Raw genomic sequence first — 20,349 nt, forward strand, 5'->3', positions numbered from 1 at the left:
TTCAGTAATCATGGTAGTTCAGTGTTAAACGGAACTGCCTATGCACGATCCTCATCTACTACAGATTTTTCTGGCGGGCTTTTTTACTTTTGTCGCGCTTTTTTACACCATATTGGTGCTGATAAAAAAGCGTCAGCAGCAACCGGTGGTCACCATGGGACCTACCTATAGTTGCCACTGGTGGAATCATCTGACTTTCCGGGTGTTCCGTGCGGCGATTTGGTTATTCTGTGTGACTATTGCGGTTTACCCGCCAGTCTACGCTTACCTTGGCCCTATTCATTTTTTAAGCGTGCCGCAGGTAATGTGGTCTGGTGCCATGTTTCTGGTGTTGGGATTTGCGCTTGCCGTCGCGGCCAACTTTACGTTGGGTCAGCAATGGCGCAGCGGGATCGTAAAAACCAGCACACATAAGCTTATTCAGAAGGGGCTCTATCGCATTAGCCGAAACCCCGGCTATATTGGCGTAGCGGTAGCACAACTGGGTTTTTTCCTGGCCCTTCCGAGTATTTTTAGTCTGCTTTGCTTACTGGTAGGTTTAACTGCCCTGCGCCGCCAGGCGCTGCTTGAAGAAGCTTTTCTGCAGGAACGTTATGACAGTGAATATCTCGATTACCAACGACTTGTCCCCCGGTGGTTATAACGGGTGATCGATTTTATCCCGGTGTTAATTTATTTTTTTGCGGTCATCGACCCTATCGGTACCTTGCCGGTATTTATTGCCACAACTAACCAACATACCCCTGGTCAGCGTCGCAAAATTGCGCTTATCGCCTTTGCCGCTTCAAGCATCATTCTGCTGTTTTTTATTCTGGCCGGTGAAATTATTCTCACGGCGATGCATATCCCGCTGTCAGCGTTTCAACTGGCCGGTGGCATCATTTTGTTTATTTTTGCCTTAACCATGATCTTTGGTGAAAGTAAGCCGGAACAGGAGATCAAAATGGCATCCACTCTGCGTGAAACGGCGGTATTTCCCATTGCAGTGCCGTCGATAGCGAGCCCCGGAGCCATGCTAGCGGCAGTATTACTGACTAAAAATAACGTTTACACCCTTTGGGAACAGGTACAAACCGCCGCAATGATGATGATTGTATTAGTGATCACACTCATTTTAATGCTGGCGTCTTCACTCATAATTCGAATCATTGGTAGTGCGGGAGCGAGTATTGTCAGTCGGGTCATGGGGTTCATTCTAGCTGCGTTAGCAACGTCTAACATCCTGGCCGGGATCAGCGACTATTTCGGCCTAACGGCCAATAATGTTATGTAATCATTAAGCTGTACAAAATGGTGATACATTGAGCGGATTTATTATTAGCCGTGATCTAAAAGAACTTAAAGATATCGTCGCTAAAAAGTTACTGATATCCCCCAGCTAAGTAATATCCGCTCGCGATAGCATAAATACCAATAATTAGAGAAACTTAGTGCTTTTTATACTGGCGATTTGCCACTAAAAACACACTAACCAATCCCATTCCGAGTAAGGGTAGCAGTATTGGTTCAGCAACGGTCGTTGTTTCCACAGTTGCCGTGTCATAATTAATATTCAGGGTGACAACCGGCCCATCAGCCCCCCCCCATAAACCCATAGCATTTTTGCCACCGCTGACATCGCGAGGCCCCTCCAAGAAGGCGCCAATCTGAAAATAATTTGTAGTCGATGTAAGGATGTCGTTCTTGGCTACCTTATTTAACTCGATAGTCAGATCAGGCACTATATTGTAGGGCTGTTCAATTGTAGAATAAAAGTCAAGTGCATCACTGCCATATATGTTACCCGATTGAAGGTCGAAATGTCGGTAGGCCAGATCACCACCTGTAGTAACTCCATCGTCATCGACATCGAAAATCGACAACGAATTATCTTCATCCAAGTTAATAAAATGAGCATTACTGGTATTCTTAACTAGCAGTTCAACAGAATTGATAACCAGGTTTGAAGGGGATATATCTAGGAAGTTCTGTATGTCGAATTGCCAAAAGCTATTGTAATCACTTTTGATACTCCGACCAGTAAAGGTATTTTGAACATTCCCCTGAACATATGCAGGTGGAAATGGCGAGTTATCTATGCCGAAAATCCAACCTTTTTCAATGGACGTAGTCGAAAATAAAGCTGCACTAGCCTGACTGCTCAATATGAGCAATATAAGAGTTAGCAATTGACAACGGTGTAACCAGTAATTCGACATAATCACGATCCCTGTAGGTTTAAGTTTAAAATTTGCAGTGATTGCTTCTGAACCTAAGGCAAAATCTCGCGAAAAACCTGAAAAAAAACTAAAAAAAATCTAAAAAAAACCAAAACGTTATTTTGTTTAAACTTTTCAACAGGAAATAATTAGCATCTTTGATTAAAAAAGGGGCATATTACCCCTTTCATGTTTGTATCGATTATTGAACATTTTTCGCGGATTCTTCTATCTTGGGGAATAGCGAACGCCGATATTGGCTTTAAATTTATTTGTTGAGCCTTCATGACGCTCAAATTTAAATTCGCCTAGGTTTAAAGCCAGGTCGTTAAATTCGACTGGGCCAAACACTTCATCCCAAGTATATACACCTAAATCAACCCCTATCTCAATTTCGGCTATTGGTACCAGGCTGGCAGAAACACTATATTCAGGATTTGTTAGCTCTACACCCCATGGCACCCGCTCGCCTTGATTAACGTTCTCCTCAACAGTTAAGGTTTTTGAACCACCATTAACTGTCAGGCTATTAATGTTTTGATTACCCGCAGCGTTAACTGCATGGTTATACTTAACATCGAATTTAATTTTGCCGTCTTTCCCAACCAGCTTAGCTCCAGGATTAATCACAGCATAGCCAGTGCCATAATAAACACCAAAACCCAAGTCTTTACCTTTAATGACTTTCTGCACCAATGTTTTCTGTGTTCTGCCAAGCTGTGTTGGGTGATCTAAACTAAAATCAAATCCCTTCAGGGAATCAGGACAGCTAAACCCAATATTCGGCCCTGGAATTGATGCATGAAACCTACAGGTAGCGCCCAAAGTGAAGACAAACTCTTTGCCCTTGAATAACTTATCATTTGGCAGACCGACGTCTTTGTAGAACTGTGTTTTTGCATTTTCAACAGCATACGCCGTAAATGTTGCTTTGCCTTGAAAAGCACATCTTTCAGCGCGACTCGCTACATTGACCCCCTGACATAATAAGTTGGCAGGATAGTCCACAACTTGGTTATTTTCTCCGGCGAATACTTTTGTCACGATTGTTTCCGCTTTTAATTTAAAAGGCCATCGAGAGCCAAATCCAGCCTTTAATTTATAAGAGAATGCCGCATAATATTTATCGTGCCACCATTTCTTACGCGCAAACACCACTTCGTACCGGTCATAAATTTCAAAACCTAAGGTAAAGCCAGTCACTAGCTTGTAGTTATACTCATTTGAATTGTGGAATGTATAGGGCGCTTCAGTAACAGTTCTTATCTTCTTCTTGCCCTCATTATTCAACGTAGTTTTCACAGGTTTAAATAGTTCTTTTTCGGCAGGTATTCTTGGCTCTGCCCCCATAGCAACTGGACCATAAACCGTTGAGAAACTCGGCTTAATAATTCGATCTTGCATTGGGACTGGTTTATCAAGGTTATCGAGATCAAGGTGAGGAATTTTATCTATTGGTTATACCGCCAGTGGTATATAAGTTTCTTGAATAATGGTTTTATGCGTATCGTCTTCATTCAGTAAGTACTGTAATAGAGCTTGATCGCTCAGTCTGCTGACTTCGGCATTACTTCGCTGAACCTTATTGCTCACAGTAATACCTTTTGGCTTACTCTTTAACTTTGCACGCAATTTAGCAAGATCTGCTCTTAATTCTTTCGACATAGGCTTATTTTGCTTCTTGAAACAAACCATTTGTAATGTCTTATGCGGACACTCATTGCAAGGCTTTTTCAGTTTGAGCTCCAGAGTACGGGTCACTCTGATACGATCACCAAAGGATTCAATTTGTTCTTTATAAACAGGCGGCTTGGCCAGGTAACGAGCTTCAAACTTGCGAGAAAACAAGCCGGTGAAGTCAGGACGATTTTTAAAGCTGGTATTAACCACATAGCTTCTTAAATCTAACTCCAGGCCTTCTGCAACAAGGATCCTCGTTGCTGACAATGCAGAAGGGCTTGGATTTGTGAGTGAAAACTTCTGAACGCTCGGAAAAGATGTTGACGCTGCGTTAACATTAATCACCAATAAGTTGAATAAAAGTGACCAGGACAATTTTGCTTTTAATTTCATTTTTAACCTTCCTTTGAATTAATCGCGTATGAATCTCACTAAAATGAGGACTCAAGACGATTGAAAGTAAATACACTTTCCCCTAAGCCCTAAGAGTAGATATTCAACGAATAAAAATCCTAAAAAAAACTAAAAAGAACCTAAAAAATCAAATTGAATCAAATCACGCATATGTTGGCTAACTCACCAGCACAATATGAAAGCTTCGAATTAGTCGTACCAATCAGGGCTTAAGCAGGTCCTTAGTCCGCCCTACCCCGCATAATTTAAAACGCTAAGTATCCTGTGTCGGCTAATCAGTAAGTGCAGGCAAAATGATGTTTGTAGGATATAGCCGGGGGACTTTTACGATGTTAGGGGCGCAGATGCTTTTTAATGCCCGAAATTTATCGACGCGCTCGACAATCAGCCAGCAAACATCAATGTTTCTAAGTTAGTGATGGTGTCCGTGGCGGTCAATGTGCACGGGGCGATGATTTTCAGGATCATGAACTTCAGGTTTAGCTTCGGGATATGGTGCATCCCGCCATAAATCGCCAATTAACGGGTCCTCTTTTTCAGCATCGTCATCCTGCCACTGGTAGTGTTTGTCGGCTAATTTCGGATCCTTTCGCCAAAATAACAGTGCCGCCATGACCCCCCCAAGTGCGCCAAAAAAGTGAGCCTCGTAGGAAATAGCCGGATCCCGCGGAAATATCGACATCATCATGCCGCCATACATAAAAAAGGCGATCATCATCAGTGCTACTGAGCGCTTATCTTTGCGTAGGATACTGACCGTAAACAAAAAGAAGAATAGGCCATGGCTTACGCCACTGGCCCCTAAATGGACCGATTCACGGCCAAACAGCCACACACCGATACCTGAACCTAACCAGGCAAACAATAAAACCTTTAAACGCGAATTGGGATACCCGTAACGAACCATACTGCCCAGCACAATCAACGGCAGCGAATTATTAAACAGGTGCTCGTAGGAGCCATGTACCAAAGCTGATGTGGCGATACCATATAACCGGGCCCAGTCATGTGGAATAACCCCAAGTACATCGAGTGGCAGGTTAAACAGCACGCCGGCAGACTGGATCACCCACAATAATGCAACCGCAATCGCCACAGGGACGATGGCAGAGGTTAAGGCATAATTGGACTGAGTCGGTTTCATTTACCTGATATAGGGCTGGACAGTGAAATTTCAATCCAGCTTGTGCCAGTCAGCCGGACAATCAATGTCCGTTAACTTTTCCACCGCCACCAGCTGAATACGTTCCGGTGCGCTTTTAACCATCGTTTTCAGGATTTTTCCAGCCCCGGAATCCCCTTTCAGTGCAGCCAGCAAAGGCAGTTCGTGAACGGGGAAAATGACTGGCGGCGTGATAATGCCAGCGCACTGAGTAGCCGTGATTACCTGGCGCTGATGGAAGTTGGCCACCAGTTTATGCAGATGACTACAGTTGAGGTCTGCGTGATCACCAAGAGCAATAAGTAGCGGCTGTCCTGCGGCTTCGGCACGAGCGGCCGCGGTATTAAGGCTAGCCGCTATGCCCTGCTGCCAGTTTTCTACAAAGTGCTGAGAAACCGAGGCAGGCAGCGCTTGTTCAAGCGCTTCGTGCCAGTAGCCGGTATACAGCGTAATGTTTGTCAGACCGGCTTGCTTACAGGTATTAATAACCTGACACACCAAAGGACTGCTATGACCGGGCGGCGTTGCCAACAGCTTATTGCCGCCATAGCGACTGGCCCGCCCGGCAGCGAGCACAGCGACATTGATATCAAAACTGGGTTGGTTGCTCATCACTCTCTTTAGTCGATTGCACTAACTGCGGCAGAGGCACAGCGCCGACGGGCCGGTACAACACCAGGGTTTCGGCAATTTTATCCTGGATGGTTTGCCGGTTTGGATCCCAGAAAATCTGAAAAAAGCCCAGTAACCCCGTCGCTATACCCGCTGTATAACCACCATAGCGGCCAAAACTTTCCCATAAATTGAGCGAGCTGCCATCCAGTTTAACTACTTTAATACGCAACAGGCGTTTTCCAATGGTATGCCCTCGCCACCAGGCAGTTAACACACTGTAGTACAATGCCGCCCAGCCAAAACCAAGGCCTAAATCTTTTATCACGCCATCTATCCAGCTAATCAGGCTGGAGGTTTTGGTAGTGTCATTAGTTTTACCCAGTCCCAGTTTAACCGTGGGTGCCTCTGGTGCTTCTGGTGCTTCTGGTGCTTCTGGTGCTTCTGGTATTTTTTTAGTCTCTTCAACAATTTCATCAACCAGTTCAGTCACATCTGCAACGGCTTCCTCATTGCCCTTGAGCGCGCCGGTAATAATTTTATTCATCTCCTGGGAGGATGGCGGTGACGGCGTTACATCACCGGCTTTTGTCGCTTTAAACTGGGTCATAAACAATTGATGATAATGGCTTTGTTCATCCTGGGAAAAACCCTTCCCTGACAAAAACTTTTCAAAACGGATTGCCACTTCATCTTCACTGGCTTCGGTGGAGCCATAGGCCTCGCCAAATCCGCGGGCAACTTCCTCATAACATGAGACGTCTTCCTCACAGCTGTCCCAGGCGAAACGCTGGGCCACAATTAGTCCGGATCTCACCCATTCTGAATTGCGATCAATCTCGTGGTTTTTTGGCACACTGTCATAAGATTCGACCACCACATAGGTAATAAAAAACAACAGACACGCGCCGCTGAAACGGAGCATTTTACGCGCGAAGCTGCGCTTCTTCTCGCCTTGCGCGAGGTGTTTACCAGCACGAAAAAAAGTAACCGCCACAAAAAAAGCTAACACTAACGCATGAGCAGTGCTGAGTAACACTACGATAGACGCATCTATACCCTGGGCGAATAAGCGCCGCCAGGGCGATGCCAGCGGTTGCCCCAGCAGTTCATCTGCCACACCAAAAGCGTAAGGAGTAACGATCTCACGGGTTTCCTTTGCCGATAACGGCTCACTTTGTGCTGCTGTCGTCTCCGGCGGTGGTAATTGGTCTGTCATACACAAATCCCTGTTGTTTTTAGTCTATCTTTACCCGCTTTAAACAGGCTGGCAACGATGAAATTGTTACTTTTTTTGTAATGCGGTAATGCCATCTGTTAACCCTTGCAGGGTTAACGGAAACATTTTGTCTGCCATCAACTCGTTAATAAGCGTGATAGACTGATAGTACGACCAGTATTGCCGGGGCTGAGGGTTCAGCCAGATGCAGTGGTTAAAATGCTCGGTCAAACGGTTTAGCCAGGTCGCTCCGGGCTCTTCATTCCAGTGTTCCACGCTGCCACCAGGATACGCAATTTCGTAAGGCCCCATGGTAGCGTCCCCTACGAATATTACCTTATAGTCGGGTCCATAGCGGTGAATGATATCCCACACATCGATACGCTCGTTATCGCGGCGGCCATTATCTTTCCATACCGATTCGTAAACACAATTATGAAAATAGTAATAATCGAGATATTTAAATTCGCCGTGGACTGCCGAAAACAGCTCTTCTACGCCCTTGATATAACTGTCCATAGACCCGCCGATATCAAAGAACATTAACACCTTCACCGCATTGTGACGTTCCGGCCGCATGTGGATATCCAGCAAGCCGCCCTGTCTTGCGGTATTGGTAATGGTCGATGAGATATCCAGTTCTTCACTGGCAGCGCCTCTGGCAAACTGCCGCAGCTTACGAAGGGCCATTTTAAGGTTACGCGTACCCAGCTCTGCATTACCATCCAGGTTTTTAAATTCCCTTTTATCCCAGACTTTTACGGCTGAAAAGCGGCGATTCCCCTGTTGCCCGATACGAACACCTTCAGGGTTATCACCATAAGCGCCAAAGGGGCTGGTTCCACCGGTCCCTACCCACTTATTGCCTCCCGCATGGCGCTCTTTTTGTTCGTCCAGCCGCTCCCGGAGTTTTTTCATCAGCTCATCAAGACCGCCTTCCTGACGCAACTTTTCGCGCTCTTCGGCCGACAGGTGTTTTTCGAATTCTTTACGCAACCAGTCTTCCGGAATCGTGTCACCAAATAAATCGATGGCCTCCACCCCTTCAAAATAGCTGGCGAATGCGCGGTCGTATTTATCAAACTGAGATTCGTCCTTAACCAGCGTGATCCTGGCCAGCTGATAAAATGCCTGTACATCAGCAAAAATAACGTGCTGTTCCAGAGCCCGGATCAAATCCAGTAACTCCCGCAGGCTGGTTTTAACGCCGTAGCGTCGTAGGGTAAAGAAAAAATCAACCAGCATCAGCGACGTGCCATAAAGACCAGTTTTTCAAACAGATGAATATCCTGCTCATTTTTCAGTAACGCACCATACAGCGGCGGAATACTGGATTTGCCCTCTTTATCCTGTAAGGCTTCCGGCGGGATATCTTCGGCCACCAGCAGTTTAAGCCAGTCAATCAGTTCCGAAGTGGAGGGTTTTTTCTTTAACCCCGGAATATCCCTGAGTTTGAAAAATGACGTTAATGCCTCTTCCAGTAAACGCGGTTTTATGTTTGGAAAGTGCACATCCACAATCTGACGCATTTCATCCGGCGTGGGAAACTTTATGTAGTGAAAAAAGCAGCGGCGCAGAAACGCATCAGGCAGCTCTTTTTCGTTATTTGAGGTAATGATCACAATAGGTCGAATGTCGGCCTTAATGCGTTGCTGGGTTTCGTATACATAGAATTCCATCTTATCCAGCTCTAACAGCAGGTCGTTGGGAAATTCAATGTCGGCTTTGTCAATTTCGTCAATCAGTAAAACCGGGCGCTTTTCAGCCGCAAAGGCTTCCCACAGTTTACCCTTAACAATGTAATTTTTAATATCATGAACCCGCTCATCACCCAACTGCGAATCCCGCAAACGGGAAACTGCGTCATATTCATACAAGCCCTGTTGGGCCTTGGTGGTAGATTTTATATGCCACTGGATTAATTCTGTTTGCAGGCTGGCCGCCAGTTCCTCGGCTAACAGCGTTTTGCCCGTTCCCGGTTCCCCTTTGATTAATAGCGGACGTTCGAGAGTAATCGCCGCATTTACGGCCAGTTGCAGGTCATCACTGGCGATATAACTGTCGGTACCTTGAAATGCCATGGGGATCCTTAATTTTTGTAACCATTAAAATAACCATATCATATAGCAAAAATCACTTTGCATTTTATGACTTAATAACAATGATATATAGGTAACCAAAGAAGCTCCACCAATAATCTCTGTGAGATTACCCTGGCTGATAAAAGCGCGCTGGAGCCAAGACAAACAAAAGGAATAACCATGCAAGTATTTAACGATAATTCGCTTTCCATCGGCAACACTCCTCTGGTGAAGCTGAACCGTGTTACCGGTGGTAACGTGTATGCAAAAATTGAGTCCCGTAACCCAAGCTTCAGTGTTAAGTGCCGTATCGGCGCCAACATGATTTGGGACGCTGAAAAACGCGGTGTACTGACCGAAGGTAAAGAAATCGTTGAACCTACCAGTGGTAACACCGGTATCGCGTTAGCCTTTGTAGCAGCGGCTCGTGGTTACAAAATTACGCTGACTATGCCTTCCAGCATGAGTCTTGAGCGTCGTAAACTGTTAAAAGCGCTGGGCGCCAACCTGGTACTCACAGAAGCGCCAAAAGGCATGAAAGGTGCGGTTGCAGCTGCTCAGGAAATCGTTGATTCCAATCCGGAAAAATACGTTCTGCTACAGCAGTTTGAAAACCCGGCAAACCCTGAAATTCATGAAAAAACCACTGGTCCTGAAATCTGGACGGCTACCGACGGTAAAGTCGACGCTTTCGTAGCTGGTGTTGGTACCGGCGGTACTATCACAGGTGTTAGCCGTTACATTAAAAACACCATGGGTAAAGCCATTACTTCGGTTGCTGTTGAACCAACAGATTCACCAGTAATCACTCAGGCCAAAGCCGGCGAAGAACTGACCCCTGGGCCGCACAAAATCCAGGGCATTGGCGCCGGTTTTATCCCGGGTAACCTGGACCTTGATCTGGTTGACGAAGTTGAACAGGTCACCAACGAAGAATGTATGGAAATGGCCCACCGTCTGATGACCGAAGAAGGTATCCTGGCCGGTATTTCTTCTGGTGCAGCGGTAGTAGCAGCAAAACGTTTTGCTGAGCGTCCGGAAAACAAAGATAAAATCGTTGTGGTATTGCTGGCCAGCGGTACTGAGCGTTACCTGTCGAGCCCACTGTTTGCCGGTGCCTTCGGCGATCAGGAAGAAGTACAATAAGTATTGTCAACAGACTCCCTGACTAACGAGGCTTCGGCCTCGTTTTTTTTGCCCTGAAACCCTTTGGTCATTGCCAATACGTTATACTAAAGTTACATTAGGTCACTGTTTTATACAGGTACAGATGATTATGCAGTTACGTATCCCTTTGTTTTTTATGCTGTGTTTTACCCTCCTTGTGCTTAGCGGTTGCGAAAAGGAAGAACGCATCGGACGCTACGGTATGCTCGATGAAAACACACCGGAGTATACCGCCGTTATGTTTATTCGCGGCGTCTATCTGGATGAAAATCTGGATCGCGCCATTTATCTGAGTACGGACCGTATGTCACGCATACTGGAACGTTACCACACGCAAACAAACGTCCAGCGTCACGTGTTTAATTTAAAATACGACACGGTAGAAGTCACGCCGCAAACCAGCCAGTCAGTGGGTAGGACAGAATACGCCGATAGCGCCAATGTGACCTTGTTTTTTTCGGGCACCTACAATGGCGACAAAGTGGAGGACCTGCGCACGCTCGAACTGAAAAAAGTCAGCGGCACCTGGAAAGTCGATAAAATCCAGGCCGATCCTTTCCTGTAATTACAAAAAAGGGGCGATAACTTATCGCCCCTTCCGCTAGTGCCAAAAGATTAGTCTGCCAGGTGCAGGATCCAACCTACCAGCTCGTTAGCCTGTTCTTTGTTAATCACAACAGAGTTAGGCGGCATGGCAAAACCACTGACTTCCCCTTTCCAGTGACTGGCGTAAGGGCTTGAACCATTTAAAACGGTAGTCACCAGCGCTTCCTGAGCATCTTCCTGATCCTTGTATTTTTTCGCGACATCCTGCCAGGCCGGACCAATTGGCTTTAAGCCAGCCGGACCGCTGCCACCACTGGCAATAGAGTGACAGGTAACACAACCACTCTGATGGGCCAGATTAATCATTTTAACATCCTGTGATTCGGTATCGGCAGCCATGGCACCGTTAGCCAGTAATCCTGCACCAAGAGCCATCATTACAACTGATTTTTTCATGGGTATTTCCTCATTTTAGTCTCGTTCAGTGAACGAAAAAGCGTGTCTGATACAGAGCATAGGTACAGGTGTTTTCGCCAACAATCCTCCCAAAGTACTGGTTTGACTGGCAGCTGATTTAGATCAATGAATTCCGGTACAAAGCAGCTCATTAACGCGCTAAATGTAAAATACTTGTTGCAGCTCAATGCCCCTTAAACCATCATATTGCACACTATTTGCACTGCCAGAAAAAAACGGAATAAACATTATGAAATTAGAATCCATCGCGCTTCATCATGGCTATGAGTCTGAAGCCACTACCAAAGCCGCCGCGGTACCTGTTTACCAGACCACGTCCTACACCTTTGACGACACTCAGCACGGTGCTGATTTATTTGACTTAAAAGTCGCTGGCAATATTTATACCCGCATAATGAATCCGACCACCGCTGTACTTGAGCAAAGAGTGGCAGCCATGGAAGGGGGTATTGGCGGTCTGGCACTGGCGTCGGGAATGGCCGCCATCACCTATGCGATTCAGGCAATTTGTGAGGTGGGCAGTAACATTGTCAGTACCAGCCAGTTGTATGGTGGTACTTACAATTTATTTGCCCATACCCTGCCCAAACAAGGGATCACGGTAAAAATGGTTTCTCACGATGACTACGAAGGTTTTGACAACGCCATTGACGAAAATACCAAAGCGGTGTTTTGCGAGTCTATCGGCAATCCGGCCGGTAATGTGGTGGATATTCAAAAGCTGGCGGAAATTGCCCACAAACATGGCGTCCCGGTGATCGTTGATAACACCGTTGCCACTCCTGTATTGTGCCGTCCCTTCGAGCTGGGTGCTGATATTGTGGTACACAGCCTGACCAAGTACATCGGCGGCCATGGCACCAGTGTGGGCGGTATCATTGTTGATAGCGGCAAATTTGACTGGGTCGCCAATAAAGACCGTTTTGCCGTACTTAATGAGCCTGATCCGTCTTATCACGGCGTTGTTTACACCGAAGCCCTCGGCCCGGCGGCCTACATTGGCCGGTGCCGTGTGGTACCGCTGCGTAATACCGGCGCGGCAATCAGCCCGATGAATGCATTCTTAATTCTGCAAGGCCTGGAAACGCTGTGCCTGCGCATGGAGCGCCATTGTGAAAACGCCCTTAAGCTGGCCAGTTATTTAAATCATCACCAGAAAGTCAGCTGGGTAAATTACGCCGGGTTGGCAGAAAGCCCCTACCGGGCTACCTGTCAGAAAATTACCGGCGGTCAGGCCTCCGGCATATTGAGTTTTGGCATAAAAGGCGGTCGTGAGGCCGGCGCACAGTTTATTGATGCCCTGGAAATGATTTTGCGGCTGGTCAACATTGGCGATGCTAAATCCCTCGCCTGCCACCCGGCTACCACCACCCATCGTCAGTTAAATGAGGAAGAGCTGGCCAGTGCTGGCGTGAGTGCCGATCTGGTGCGTATTTCCGTAGGCATCGAAAATATCGACGATATCATTGCCGACGTGGAGCAAGCGCTGAACAAAGTTAGCTTTTAATACCATAAACAGACAAAAAAGGCCGCCAGAGCAACTCTGGCAGCCTTTTTAAACTTAACCTTTGTGGTTATTTGCCTACAGCAACGCCTTCCCTACGGGGGTCTGCGCCGCCAACAATGCCTTTATCGGTGATCTGAATCCCATGCAAGCCACTGTTTAAGTCAACCACTTTGACATTGTGTCCCAATGCCTCAAGCGGTGCTTTTAATGCTTCTATTGGTGTGCCTTTTTCCAGCGCAGTATAATCGTTACGGTTGGTGATCTTGGGCAGGTTAATCGCCTGTTGGATATCCAGACCATAATCAATAACCCCTATCAGGGTCTGCGCCACATAACTTACGATACGGCTACCACCAGGCGAACCCACCAAAATTTCCAAATCACCGTTTTTATCAAACACCATGGTGGGACTCATGGCACTGCGCGGCCGCTTATGCGGCTCTACCCGATTAGGTACCGGAAAACGATCTTTCGACGGCGAAAAGGAGAAATCAGTCAGTTGGTTATTCAGCAAAAAGCCATCCACCATAATGCCCGAACCAAACATAAATTCGATACTGGTGGTCATCGACACGGCATTGCCTTCCTTATCGATAATAACAAAGTGACTGGTATTGGGTTGCTCTAATGAGCTGCCCTGACTCACCTGAGTCGAAAACGGCTCGCCAGCACGGGCGAAACGCCAGGGCTTATCCACTTTGATGCTCTCAGCCCGGCGACTAAGGTACCCCTCGTTGATTAACGCGCCATATGGCAGGTTGGTAAAATCGCTGTCCGCAATAAATTTTTCCCGATCAGCATAAGCCAGTGCGCTGGCCTGAGTGTAGAGATTGGCAAACTCGACGCTGTCGATGGGGTAATCGGTCAGCTCAAAACCTTCAAGCAATTTGAGCACCTGATACACGTTAATCCCGCCTGAACTGGGCGGTGCCATGCCGCAAATTTGCTTGCTGCGGTATTCACCACAAACGCCGTTTCGTTCTAATGCCTTGTAATTGGCCAGATCATCGGTATTCAGTACGCCCGGATTAATCTCTACCGTTTGCACCGCCTTGGCAATTTTGCTGGCCAGCTCGCCTTTGTAGAGATAATCAGCGCCCTGTTCAGAAATATTACGCAGGGTTTTACCCAGTGCCTGATTCTTTTTGGTGGTGCCCGCTTTTAACGGCTTTCCTGCCGGATAAAAATAGGTCGCAGTACTGGGGAACGTTTTCATGCCCTTGTGATACTGCTCGGCCATAGTCACCAGTTTTTCCAGACGTTTGGAAACTTTGAAGCCTTCCTCAGACGTTGTAATCGCATCAGTAAACAGGTCTTTCCAGGCCAGTTTACCAAACTTACTCTGGGCCATCTCCAGTGCTTTAAGCGCACCGGGTACACCAACAGATTTACCGCCGACAACAGCATCAATCCATTTCATCGGTTCGCCGTGTTCCATAAACCAATAGGCATTAACGCCGGCCGGTGCCATTTCACGACCATCAAAGGTGTGTAAGGTTTTGGTTTTGTTGTCCCAATACAACATAAACGCGCCACCACCGATACCTGAAGATTGCGGTTCAACCAGTGTCAGCATTGCCTGTACGGCAACCGCGGCATCCACGGCACTGCCACCTTGTTCGATGATGTTCTTACCTGCCCATGATGCGTAAGGATTTGCCGCAACCACCATGTAGTCCTGACTGGTGTGGGCTTTTTTCTCAATATAGCCAGTGGCGGCTTCTGGCTCACCGGCCTCACGGGGCGCTAACTGGGCCAAAACCTGAAAGCTGGAAGACAGGGCCAGACACCCTGCCAGAAAAAGAATGCGCGTGCGACTACGACTCAAGATGAAGATTCCTCTTATTTAAATTTATCCGGATTAACTGGTCGCTTATGCAGGAATGCATCAAAAGCTTCCTGCGCAGCTTCTGTGCCCATGGCTTCAATAAATACATCCAGCTCAACATCCATATGCTGGCGGATGGCGTCTGCCTCGTTTGTAATTAGTGCTTTTGACTGCAACAACGCAAAAGCGGGCTTAGCCGCCAGTTTAGTGACTACGTTATCCACGGTCTCCCGCAAGGCTTCGGGTTCGGTTACTTTGGTCAGCAGGCCAAACTGATAAGCGTCCTGGGCACCAAAGGGTTCGCCCAGTAACAACCACTCGCTGGCCCGGCGACGTCCTGCCATACGCGGCAGAATGTAACTGGAAGCATATTCCGGCACCAGCCCCAAATTGATGAAAGGCATCACAAATCTGGCCTGACTGTCGGCATATACGAAATCACAATGTAACAGCATGGTTGTGCCAATGCCAACTGCCATACCTGAAACTTCGGCGACTACCGTTTTTTTACAGTTAAGTAGCGCATTCATAAAGCTGACGGTCTCAGCAAGGTGCGGATCTTCACCATGATTAGCAAAACCGGCAATTTCGTTACCGGCGCAAAATATGTCGCCTGTAGCGCGGATCACCACAACTTTGATGTGCTCTGCCTCGTTAGCCTCGTTTAATGCATCTGCCATGGTTTGATACATTTCACGGGTAAGTGCATTTTTCTTTTCCGGGCGATTTAACACAATGTGGGTAATCGCTCCCTGGGTTTCAATTAGAATATTACTCATTATTGTCTCCGACTCTTTAGTAGGCGTATGTAGGCATTTTAGTTATGATAACGCCCCAACCTTTTGATCAACAATTAATTCCAATGATAGTTGCGCTACCAGTAAAACCACAGTTTAGTTTAGGCCCGTTAATTTTAGCCGTTGTGTGTATCGCCCTGTATCTGGTTGGCGAACCGGCAACCGATTTACTGGCTTACGACCGCTATGCGCTGGAGAGTATGGAAACCTGGCGTTTAATCAGCGGTAACCTGGTGCATACCAATGGCTATCATCTGCTCCTTAACCTGGTTGGTCTGTTATTGCTATGGGCCTTACATGGCGAACATTACCGCCCGATAACCTTTCTCAAGATCTTTGTCTGGTGCAGTCTGGGCACCAGCCTGAGCATTTACCTGTTTTCACCACAGTTAATCTGGTATGTGGGCCTGTCGGGCGCGTTACATGGCATTTTTGTCTGGGGTGCCTGTATGGATATTCTGAATAAAATGCGCTCTGGCTGGCTGTTACTGGGCGGTCTGGTAGTGAAGATTGTGCTGGAACAAACCCAGGGTAGCAGTGCTGAAGTTGCCAGTCTGATAGATGCCAGTGTGGCCATTGACGCCCACTTGTACGGGGCAATATGCGGGGCTTTATTATTTTTATTAATGTGGCTATTCACCCTTGCGGCAGACTTTTTTAGCGCCCGCCGCAAGGCCTGAAAAAGCTGTTACAGGTTATCTTCGAACAGTTGGAAGATACGACGGTATTCATCCAGCCAAGAACTTGGCTGCACAAAACCATGGGGCTCTACCGGATAAATCGCCGTTTCAAAGTCGGTTTTTTCCAGCTCAATTAAACGCTGTACCAAACGCACGACGTCAACAAAAAAGACGTTGTTATCCACCATGGGAGCATTGATCAGCAGTGGATTTTGTAGCCCTTCCGCATAATAAATCGGCGAACTCTTACGGTAGGCAATCGGGTCAATATCCGGGGTATTAAGAATATTGGCAGTATAACCGGTATTGTAATGCGCCCAGTCAGAGACCGGCCGTAACGCTGCCCCGGCCTGGAACAAATCCGGTGCGTTAAACATGGCCATAAAGGTCAAAAATCCTCCGTAAGACCCACCATAGGTACCAATCCGGTTGCGATCCACATTGGCATTTTCTACCAGCCAGTTCACCCCATCCCGAAGATCTTCCAGCTCTGGCGTACCCATTTGACGATAAATTGCCGTACGCCAATCGCGGCCATAGCCCGCCGAGGCCCGATAGTCCATATCCAGTACCACGTAGCCCTGTTTTACTAACAGGCTATGGAACATGAATTCGCGGAAATAGCCTGACCAGCCAAGGTGAGAATTCTGCAGATACCCTGCCCCGTGATTAAACACAACGGCACGGCGCGGCTCACCCTCAGTATAGCCTTCCGGTAAATAAACACGTGCGTAAATGGGTTCTTGTGTATGGCTTGATGGAATGGCGACCACTTGCGGAGCCACCCAGGGTTTAGCCAGAAAGGCGTCACTGATGGTGTGGGTCAGCTGAGTTGGGGTTGAAGAACCAACCGGCAACGAGTAAAGCTCGTCAGGACGGGTTACCGTTGAATGCGTTAACAGCAGGGTTTGTTCATCCGGGCTCAATGCATAATCGGTCATGCCGTTTAAATCGGTGAGCATTTCACTTTCGCCAGAAGCCACGTTTACCCGGTAAATCTCGTAAATTCCCGGATGCTTTTTATTGGCTTTATAGTAAAAATACTGATCGTCCGCCGTTAAAGTCAGCTCGCCGGTAACAAACTGGCCACTGGTGAGTGCACGATTTTCCTTACCCGGTTGCTGTACGTACAGATGACTGTAACCAGAGGCTTCCGACAGATAATACAGCGTATGTGAGTCATGCAACCAGCCAAACTGATTAAAGCGGTAGTTGATCCAGGCATCGTCATGCTGACGATGCTGGTTTACCAGCTTCTTGTTTTGCATATCCACCGTCACAATCCAGCTGTCTTTGTTATCCCAGGCTTCCAGCATCAGCGCAACCTGAGTGCCGTCTTCATGCCAGCGAATAGATGGACCGCTACGAGACCAGCTGTTGAGCAAGCCGATAGCCCGGGGCAAACGGTTTACCGTGTAGTCTTCCCCGCGGGCTTCAGCGTTTTCCCGCTTAACCTCTGCCAGTACGTCATCGTTGTAACCAGGCAAGCCAACATAGGACAACTCGTGCTTGGTACCAGTAGCTAAATCAATCAGCCAGGTAGTCTGACTAACCGGCTTGGCATCGGCCACACGCTGACGTACATCAATAGCGGCAATTCGACCATCTTCCTGGATGTAATGGGGCATAATGTCAGTGCTGTCACGATAGCTGCCTTGTTTGGTCGTAACGATAATCGCGTGCTGACCACTGGGTGACAATTCTGCCGCAACCAGACGCTCTTTACTGTCAAAATACACCGGCGCCGCTACTACCGCCGGGCTATTTTCACGCATCATCTGTTGCTGATTAAACCGATCGGCCCGGTTTTTCCGTTGCACCTGAATATATTTGATCAGGCTTTGTTGTTCAGCAGCAATAAAATCTTTCGGCGGCTTATTTGCTACAGGCGCCTCGGCAAATTTCCAGCTGAGCAACTGTTCCTGTTGCCCCGTGGTCAGATCGATGGCAATAAAACTATCGTCCTGTCGGGCCATCAGACGGTTATCCGTCAGAAAACCAATGTTCCGCAGCGACTGACCATAAGTCAGGCGAACCACCTGGCCATCAGGCATTTTAACGAACACACTGTCTTCATATTGCCAGGCCGTGTACAAACCATTCGGACTGGTCACTTTTTCATCGGCTGTATACAGATGTAACTGGCTGGCGGGAACTTTTACCGACTGTCCGTTAGCATCGATACGGTACAGATCATATAACTGCGTTGTTTCCTGCTGACGGGAATACACCATGCTGCCGTCAATTGCCCATCCCGCGTCCTGGGGCTGTCTGCCCAGCCATTTCGGGTCGGCCATGATCTGTTCAAGAGTAATCGCATCTGCCGATTGCGTGGCCTGGTGAACCGGTGGTGTTACCACAGTGGCAAATTCGCTGGCGTGTTGGGGCGTTTCTGTTGTGACTGCTGTGGGTGCCGTGCTGCTACAGGCAGCAATGGCTAAACCCAGGCTAAGCAAAACACTGTTTCTTGTTAGAGTTTGTCGCATATTATTATTTACTTAGTAATGAATTCCGGGTCATTATAGCCAGCTAAGTCAGGGCGATGTGATCATTTGTCTTTGATTTTGACTTGCTGGTCTTGTTAACCAGATGTGGCAATAAATTGATCCAACCGATGCTTAAGTTAAGTATTGGTTCTGACACCCCTCATACAGGAACAAAGCAATGAAAAAATTAGTCGGCGCGTTGATACTCAGTTCGCTATCACTTTTTGCTCAGGCTGATAGCTGCCCTGACGTACTTAAATTCATGAAACGTAAGTTAAATTCTCAGGAAACCGTTAACCTTTGCAGTGAATACAAAGGCAAAACCCTGCTGATCGTTAATACCGCCAGTTACTGTGGTTTTACGCCCCAGTTTGAAGGCCTGGAAGCCATGTATTCTGAATTGAAAGACGAAGACTTTGTGGTGCTTGGCTTCCCTTCACACGATTTTAACCAAGAAGACGATGACGAAGGCAAAACCGCAGAACTTTGCGAGCTCACCTACGGCGTGGAATTTCCCATGTTCGAACCGACTCACGTAAAGGGTGACGATGCTGACCCGCTTTACCGCATGCTGGCTAAAGCGACCGGCGAAGCGCCAAGCTGGAACTTCAATAAATATCTGGTCGATAAAAAAGGTAACATCGTTAAGCACTATAAGAGTTCGGTGAAACCCTCAGATAAAGAATTACGCACTGATGTGGAAAAAGCGTTAGCACTGTAAATCAGACAGCAGATAAAAAAAGCCCCGCACTTGGCGGGGCTAATATGCACACTCAACTTGGAACACACTATAGCAATTCAGGGTTCACACATTTAACCAATAATTGCTAGTTGCATTAAGTTAGTCCCGCCCTTTAACCTAAAGTTCAACTTTTTTTATTTTTTCTTGAAAAAAATTGCCACCGGCAATCACTACCGTTTTGTTATTGGTTTTTAGCCGATGATTTTAAATAGATTCCCCCGGGCATGCCCGGGGTTCTTTCTGTTACAGCTCCATTCGGAGCTGATCTGAATCCTTCCGACCTTGATGCTCAACGTAGTTCCGTATTGTGTGCTCGTCTAAGCCTACGCTGCTTACAAAGTAACCCGGCGACCAAACAATATTTTCATTCCAATAGACCTTTCCTAGCCATTTGAATGTCTTTCTCATGTTTGACGCTGACTGGGCTTTGAGTTTACCCATCACTTCTGCTATCGAGTATTTCGGTGGAATGACCATCAACATGTGCATATGGTCATTATCAAAGCCCATTCGCTCTATCGTTACGCCGGGCATACTTCGAAGCAGCTTCGGCAACACTTTGCGCAAATACTCCACGACGAAAGGCTTCAGTATCCGACGCCTGTATTTGGTTACCCAGACGACGTGATATTGAAGTCTATATAGACCATGTGATGAGACTCGAACTTCCATCTTCGTAGCATACAGGCCTCGGACTCATTCATCCACGGGTAAACCCGTGGTGTTCTGTCGCTTCGCGACCGGTCACATAAA

20 protein-coding genes are annotated in these 20,349 nt (G+C 47.3%); 7 read left to right on the top strand and 13 right to left on the bottom strand.

Features of this window, described 5'->3' with window-relative positions; all coding sequences use genetic code 11:
* The first annotated feature begins 40 nt into the window (after positions 1-40).
* Complete coding sequence (locus tag BFC17_RS09700; RefSeq protein ID WP_070176225.1) at positions 41-643, top strand: methyltransferase family protein; 603 nt, start codon at positions 41-43, stop codon at positions 641-643.
* Between the two features lie 3 nt (positions 644-646).
* On the top strand, positions 647-1,273 hold the full coding sequence (locus tag BFC17_RS09705) for a MarC family protein (RefSeq protein WP_070176226.1): 627 nt from the start codon (positions 647-649) through the stop codon (positions 1,271-1,273).
* Between the two features lie 154 nt (positions 1,274-1,427).
* Here the strand turns inward: BFC17_RS09705 and BFC17_RS09710 are convergent, their stop codons facing one another.
* The 8 genes from BFC17_RS09710 to BFC17_RS09745 form a co-directional block, all read right to left on the bottom strand.
* Positions 1,428-2,198 carry a hypothetical protein gene (locus BFC17_RS09710; protein ID WP_070176227.1) on the bottom strand — a complete coding sequence of 257 codons (771 nt, stop codon included), beginning with the start codon at positions 2,196-2,198 and terminating at the stop codon, positions 1,428-1,430.
* Between the two features lie 228 nt (positions 2,199-2,426).
* The gene (locus tag BFC17_RS09715; RefSeq protein WP_139142042.1) at positions 2,427-3,602 is read right to left on the bottom strand and encodes a hypothetical protein; all 1,176 of its coding nucleotides are present in this window, start codon (positions 3,600-3,602) and stop codon (positions 2,427-2,429) included.
* 54 nt (positions 3,603-3,656) lie between these two features.
* On the bottom strand, positions 3,657-4,271 hold the full coding sequence (locus BFC17_RS09720) for a hypothetical protein (RefSeq protein ID WP_070176229.1): 615 nt from the start codon (positions 4,269-4,271) through the stop codon (positions 3,657-3,659).
* Positions 4,272-4,704: 433 nt separating this feature from the next.
* The gene (locus BFC17_RS09725; RefSeq protein WP_070176230.1) at positions 4,705-5,436 is read right to left on the bottom strand and encodes a rhomboid family intramembrane serine protease; all 732 of its coding nucleotides are present in this window, start codon (positions 5,434-5,436) and stop codon (positions 4,705-4,707) included.
* Between the two features lie 30 nt (positions 5,437-5,466).
* Positions 5,467-6,066: a nucleotidyltransferase family protein gene (locus BFC17_RS09730; RefSeq protein ID WP_070176231.1), complete on the bottom strand. Its 600-nt coding sequence runs from the start codon at positions 6,064-6,066 to the stop codon at positions 5,467-5,469.
* Positions 6,044-7,285 carry an RDD family protein gene (locus tag BFC17_RS09735; protein ID WP_070176232.1) on the bottom strand — a complete coding sequence of 414 codons (1,242 nt, stop codon included), beginning with the start codon at positions 7,283-7,285 and terminating at the stop codon, positions 6,044-6,046. Before BFC17_RS09735 ends, BFC17_RS09730 begins: the two co-directional genes overlap by 23 nt.
* A gap of 66 nt (positions 7,286-7,351) precedes the next feature.
* Positions 7,352-8,530 carry a vWA domain-containing protein gene (locus tag BFC17_RS09740; protein ID WP_070176233.1) on the bottom strand — a complete coding sequence of 393 codons (1,179 nt, stop codon included), beginning with the start codon at positions 8,528-8,530 and terminating at the stop codon, positions 7,352-7,354.
* The gene (locus BFC17_RS09745) at positions 8,530-9,366 is read right to left on the bottom strand and encodes an AAA family ATPase (RefSeq protein WP_070176234.1); all 837 of its coding nucleotides are present in this window, start codon (positions 9,364-9,366) and stop codon (positions 8,530-8,532) included. The genes BFC17_RS09740 and BFC17_RS09745 overlap by 1 nt, the downstream gene beginning before the upstream one ends.
* Before the next feature lie 180 nt (positions 9,367-9,546).
* Between BFC17_RS09745 and cysK the strand changes: the two genes are divergently transcribed.
* A complete protein-coding gene (gene cysK, locus BFC17_RS09750; protein ID WP_070176235.1) occupies positions 9,547-10,512 on the top strand; it encodes a cysteine synthase A in 966 nt (321 codons plus the stop codon).
* 130 nt (positions 10,513-10,642) lie between these two features.
* Positions 10,643-11,098, top strand: a complete 456-nt coding sequence (locus tag BFC17_RS09755; protein ID WP_070176305.1) for a hypothetical protein — start codon at positions 10,643-10,645, stop codon at positions 11,096-11,098.
* 50 nt (positions 11,099-11,148) lie between these two features.
* On the opposite strand, the gene BFC17_RS09760 is transcribed toward BFC17_RS09755, so the two are convergent.
* Positions 11,149-11,535, bottom strand: coding sequence for a c-type cytochrome (locus BFC17_RS09760; RefSeq protein WP_070176236.1), 387 nt, complete (start codon positions 11,533-11,535; stop codon positions 11,149-11,151).
* A gap of 250 nt (positions 11,536-11,785) precedes the next feature.
* Here BFC17_RS09760 and BFC17_RS09765 point away from each other — a divergent pair, with 250 nt between their 5' ends.
* Positions 11,786-13,063, top strand: a complete 1,278-nt coding sequence (locus BFC17_RS09765; protein WP_070176237.1) for an O-acetylhomoserine aminocarboxypropyltransferase/cysteine synthase family protein — start codon at positions 11,786-11,788, stop codon at positions 13,061-13,063.
* 67 nt (positions 13,064-13,130) lie between these two features.
* Here BFC17_RS09765 and ggt read toward each other — a convergent pair whose 3' ends face one another.
* Entirely contained in the window at positions 13,131-14,891 is a 1,761-nt protein-coding gene (gene ggt / locus BFC17_RS09770) for a gamma-glutamyltransferase (protein WP_373287131.1), read from the bottom strand.
* 14 nt (positions 14,892-14,905) lie between these two features.
* Positions 14,906-15,670: an enoyl-CoA hydratase gene (locus BFC17_RS09775; protein ID WP_070176238.1), complete on the bottom strand. Its 765-nt coding sequence runs from the start codon at positions 15,668-15,670 to the stop codon at positions 14,906-14,908.
* 44 nt (positions 15,671-15,714) lie between these two features.
* On the opposite strand from BFC17_RS09775, the gene rrtA reads away from it, so the two are divergent.
* Positions 15,715-16,368 (top strand): rhombosortase, encoded by a 654-nt coding sequence (gene rrtA, locus BFC17_RS09780; RefSeq protein WP_229680903.1) that lies wholly within the window; start codon positions 15,715-15,717, stop codon positions 16,366-16,368.
* 8 nt (positions 16,369-16,376) lie between these two features.
* Here the strand turns inward: rrtA and BFC17_RS09785 are convergent, their stop codons facing one another.
* Positions 16,377-18,854, bottom strand: a complete 2,478-nt coding sequence (locus tag BFC17_RS09785) for a S9 family peptidase (protein WP_070176239.1) — start codon at positions 18,852-18,854, stop codon at positions 16,377-16,379.
* 178 nt (positions 18,855-19,032) lie between these two features.
* Here BFC17_RS09785 and BFC17_RS09790 point away from each other — a divergent pair, with 178 nt between their 5' ends.
* Complete coding sequence (locus BFC17_RS09790) at positions 19,033-19,575, top strand: glutathione peroxidase (protein WP_070176240.1); 543 nt, start codon at positions 19,033-19,035, stop codon at positions 19,573-19,575.
* Between the two features lie 264 nt (positions 19,576-19,839).
* Here BFC17_RS09790 and tnpA read toward each other — a convergent pair whose 3' ends face one another.
* Positions 19,840-20,268, bottom strand: a complete 429-nt coding sequence (gene tnpA, locus BFC17_RS09795; RefSeq protein ID WP_070174559.1) for an IS200/IS605 family transposase — start codon at positions 20,266-20,268, stop codon at positions 19,840-19,842.
* Between the last annotated feature and the right edge of the window lie 81 nt (positions 20,269-20,349).

This window comes from Marisediminitalea lipolytica, assembly GCF_001758465.1.
GTDB classification, from domain to species: Bacteria; Pseudomonadota; Gammaproteobacteria; order Enterobacterales; family Alteromonadaceae; genus Alteromonas; species Alteromonas lipolytica.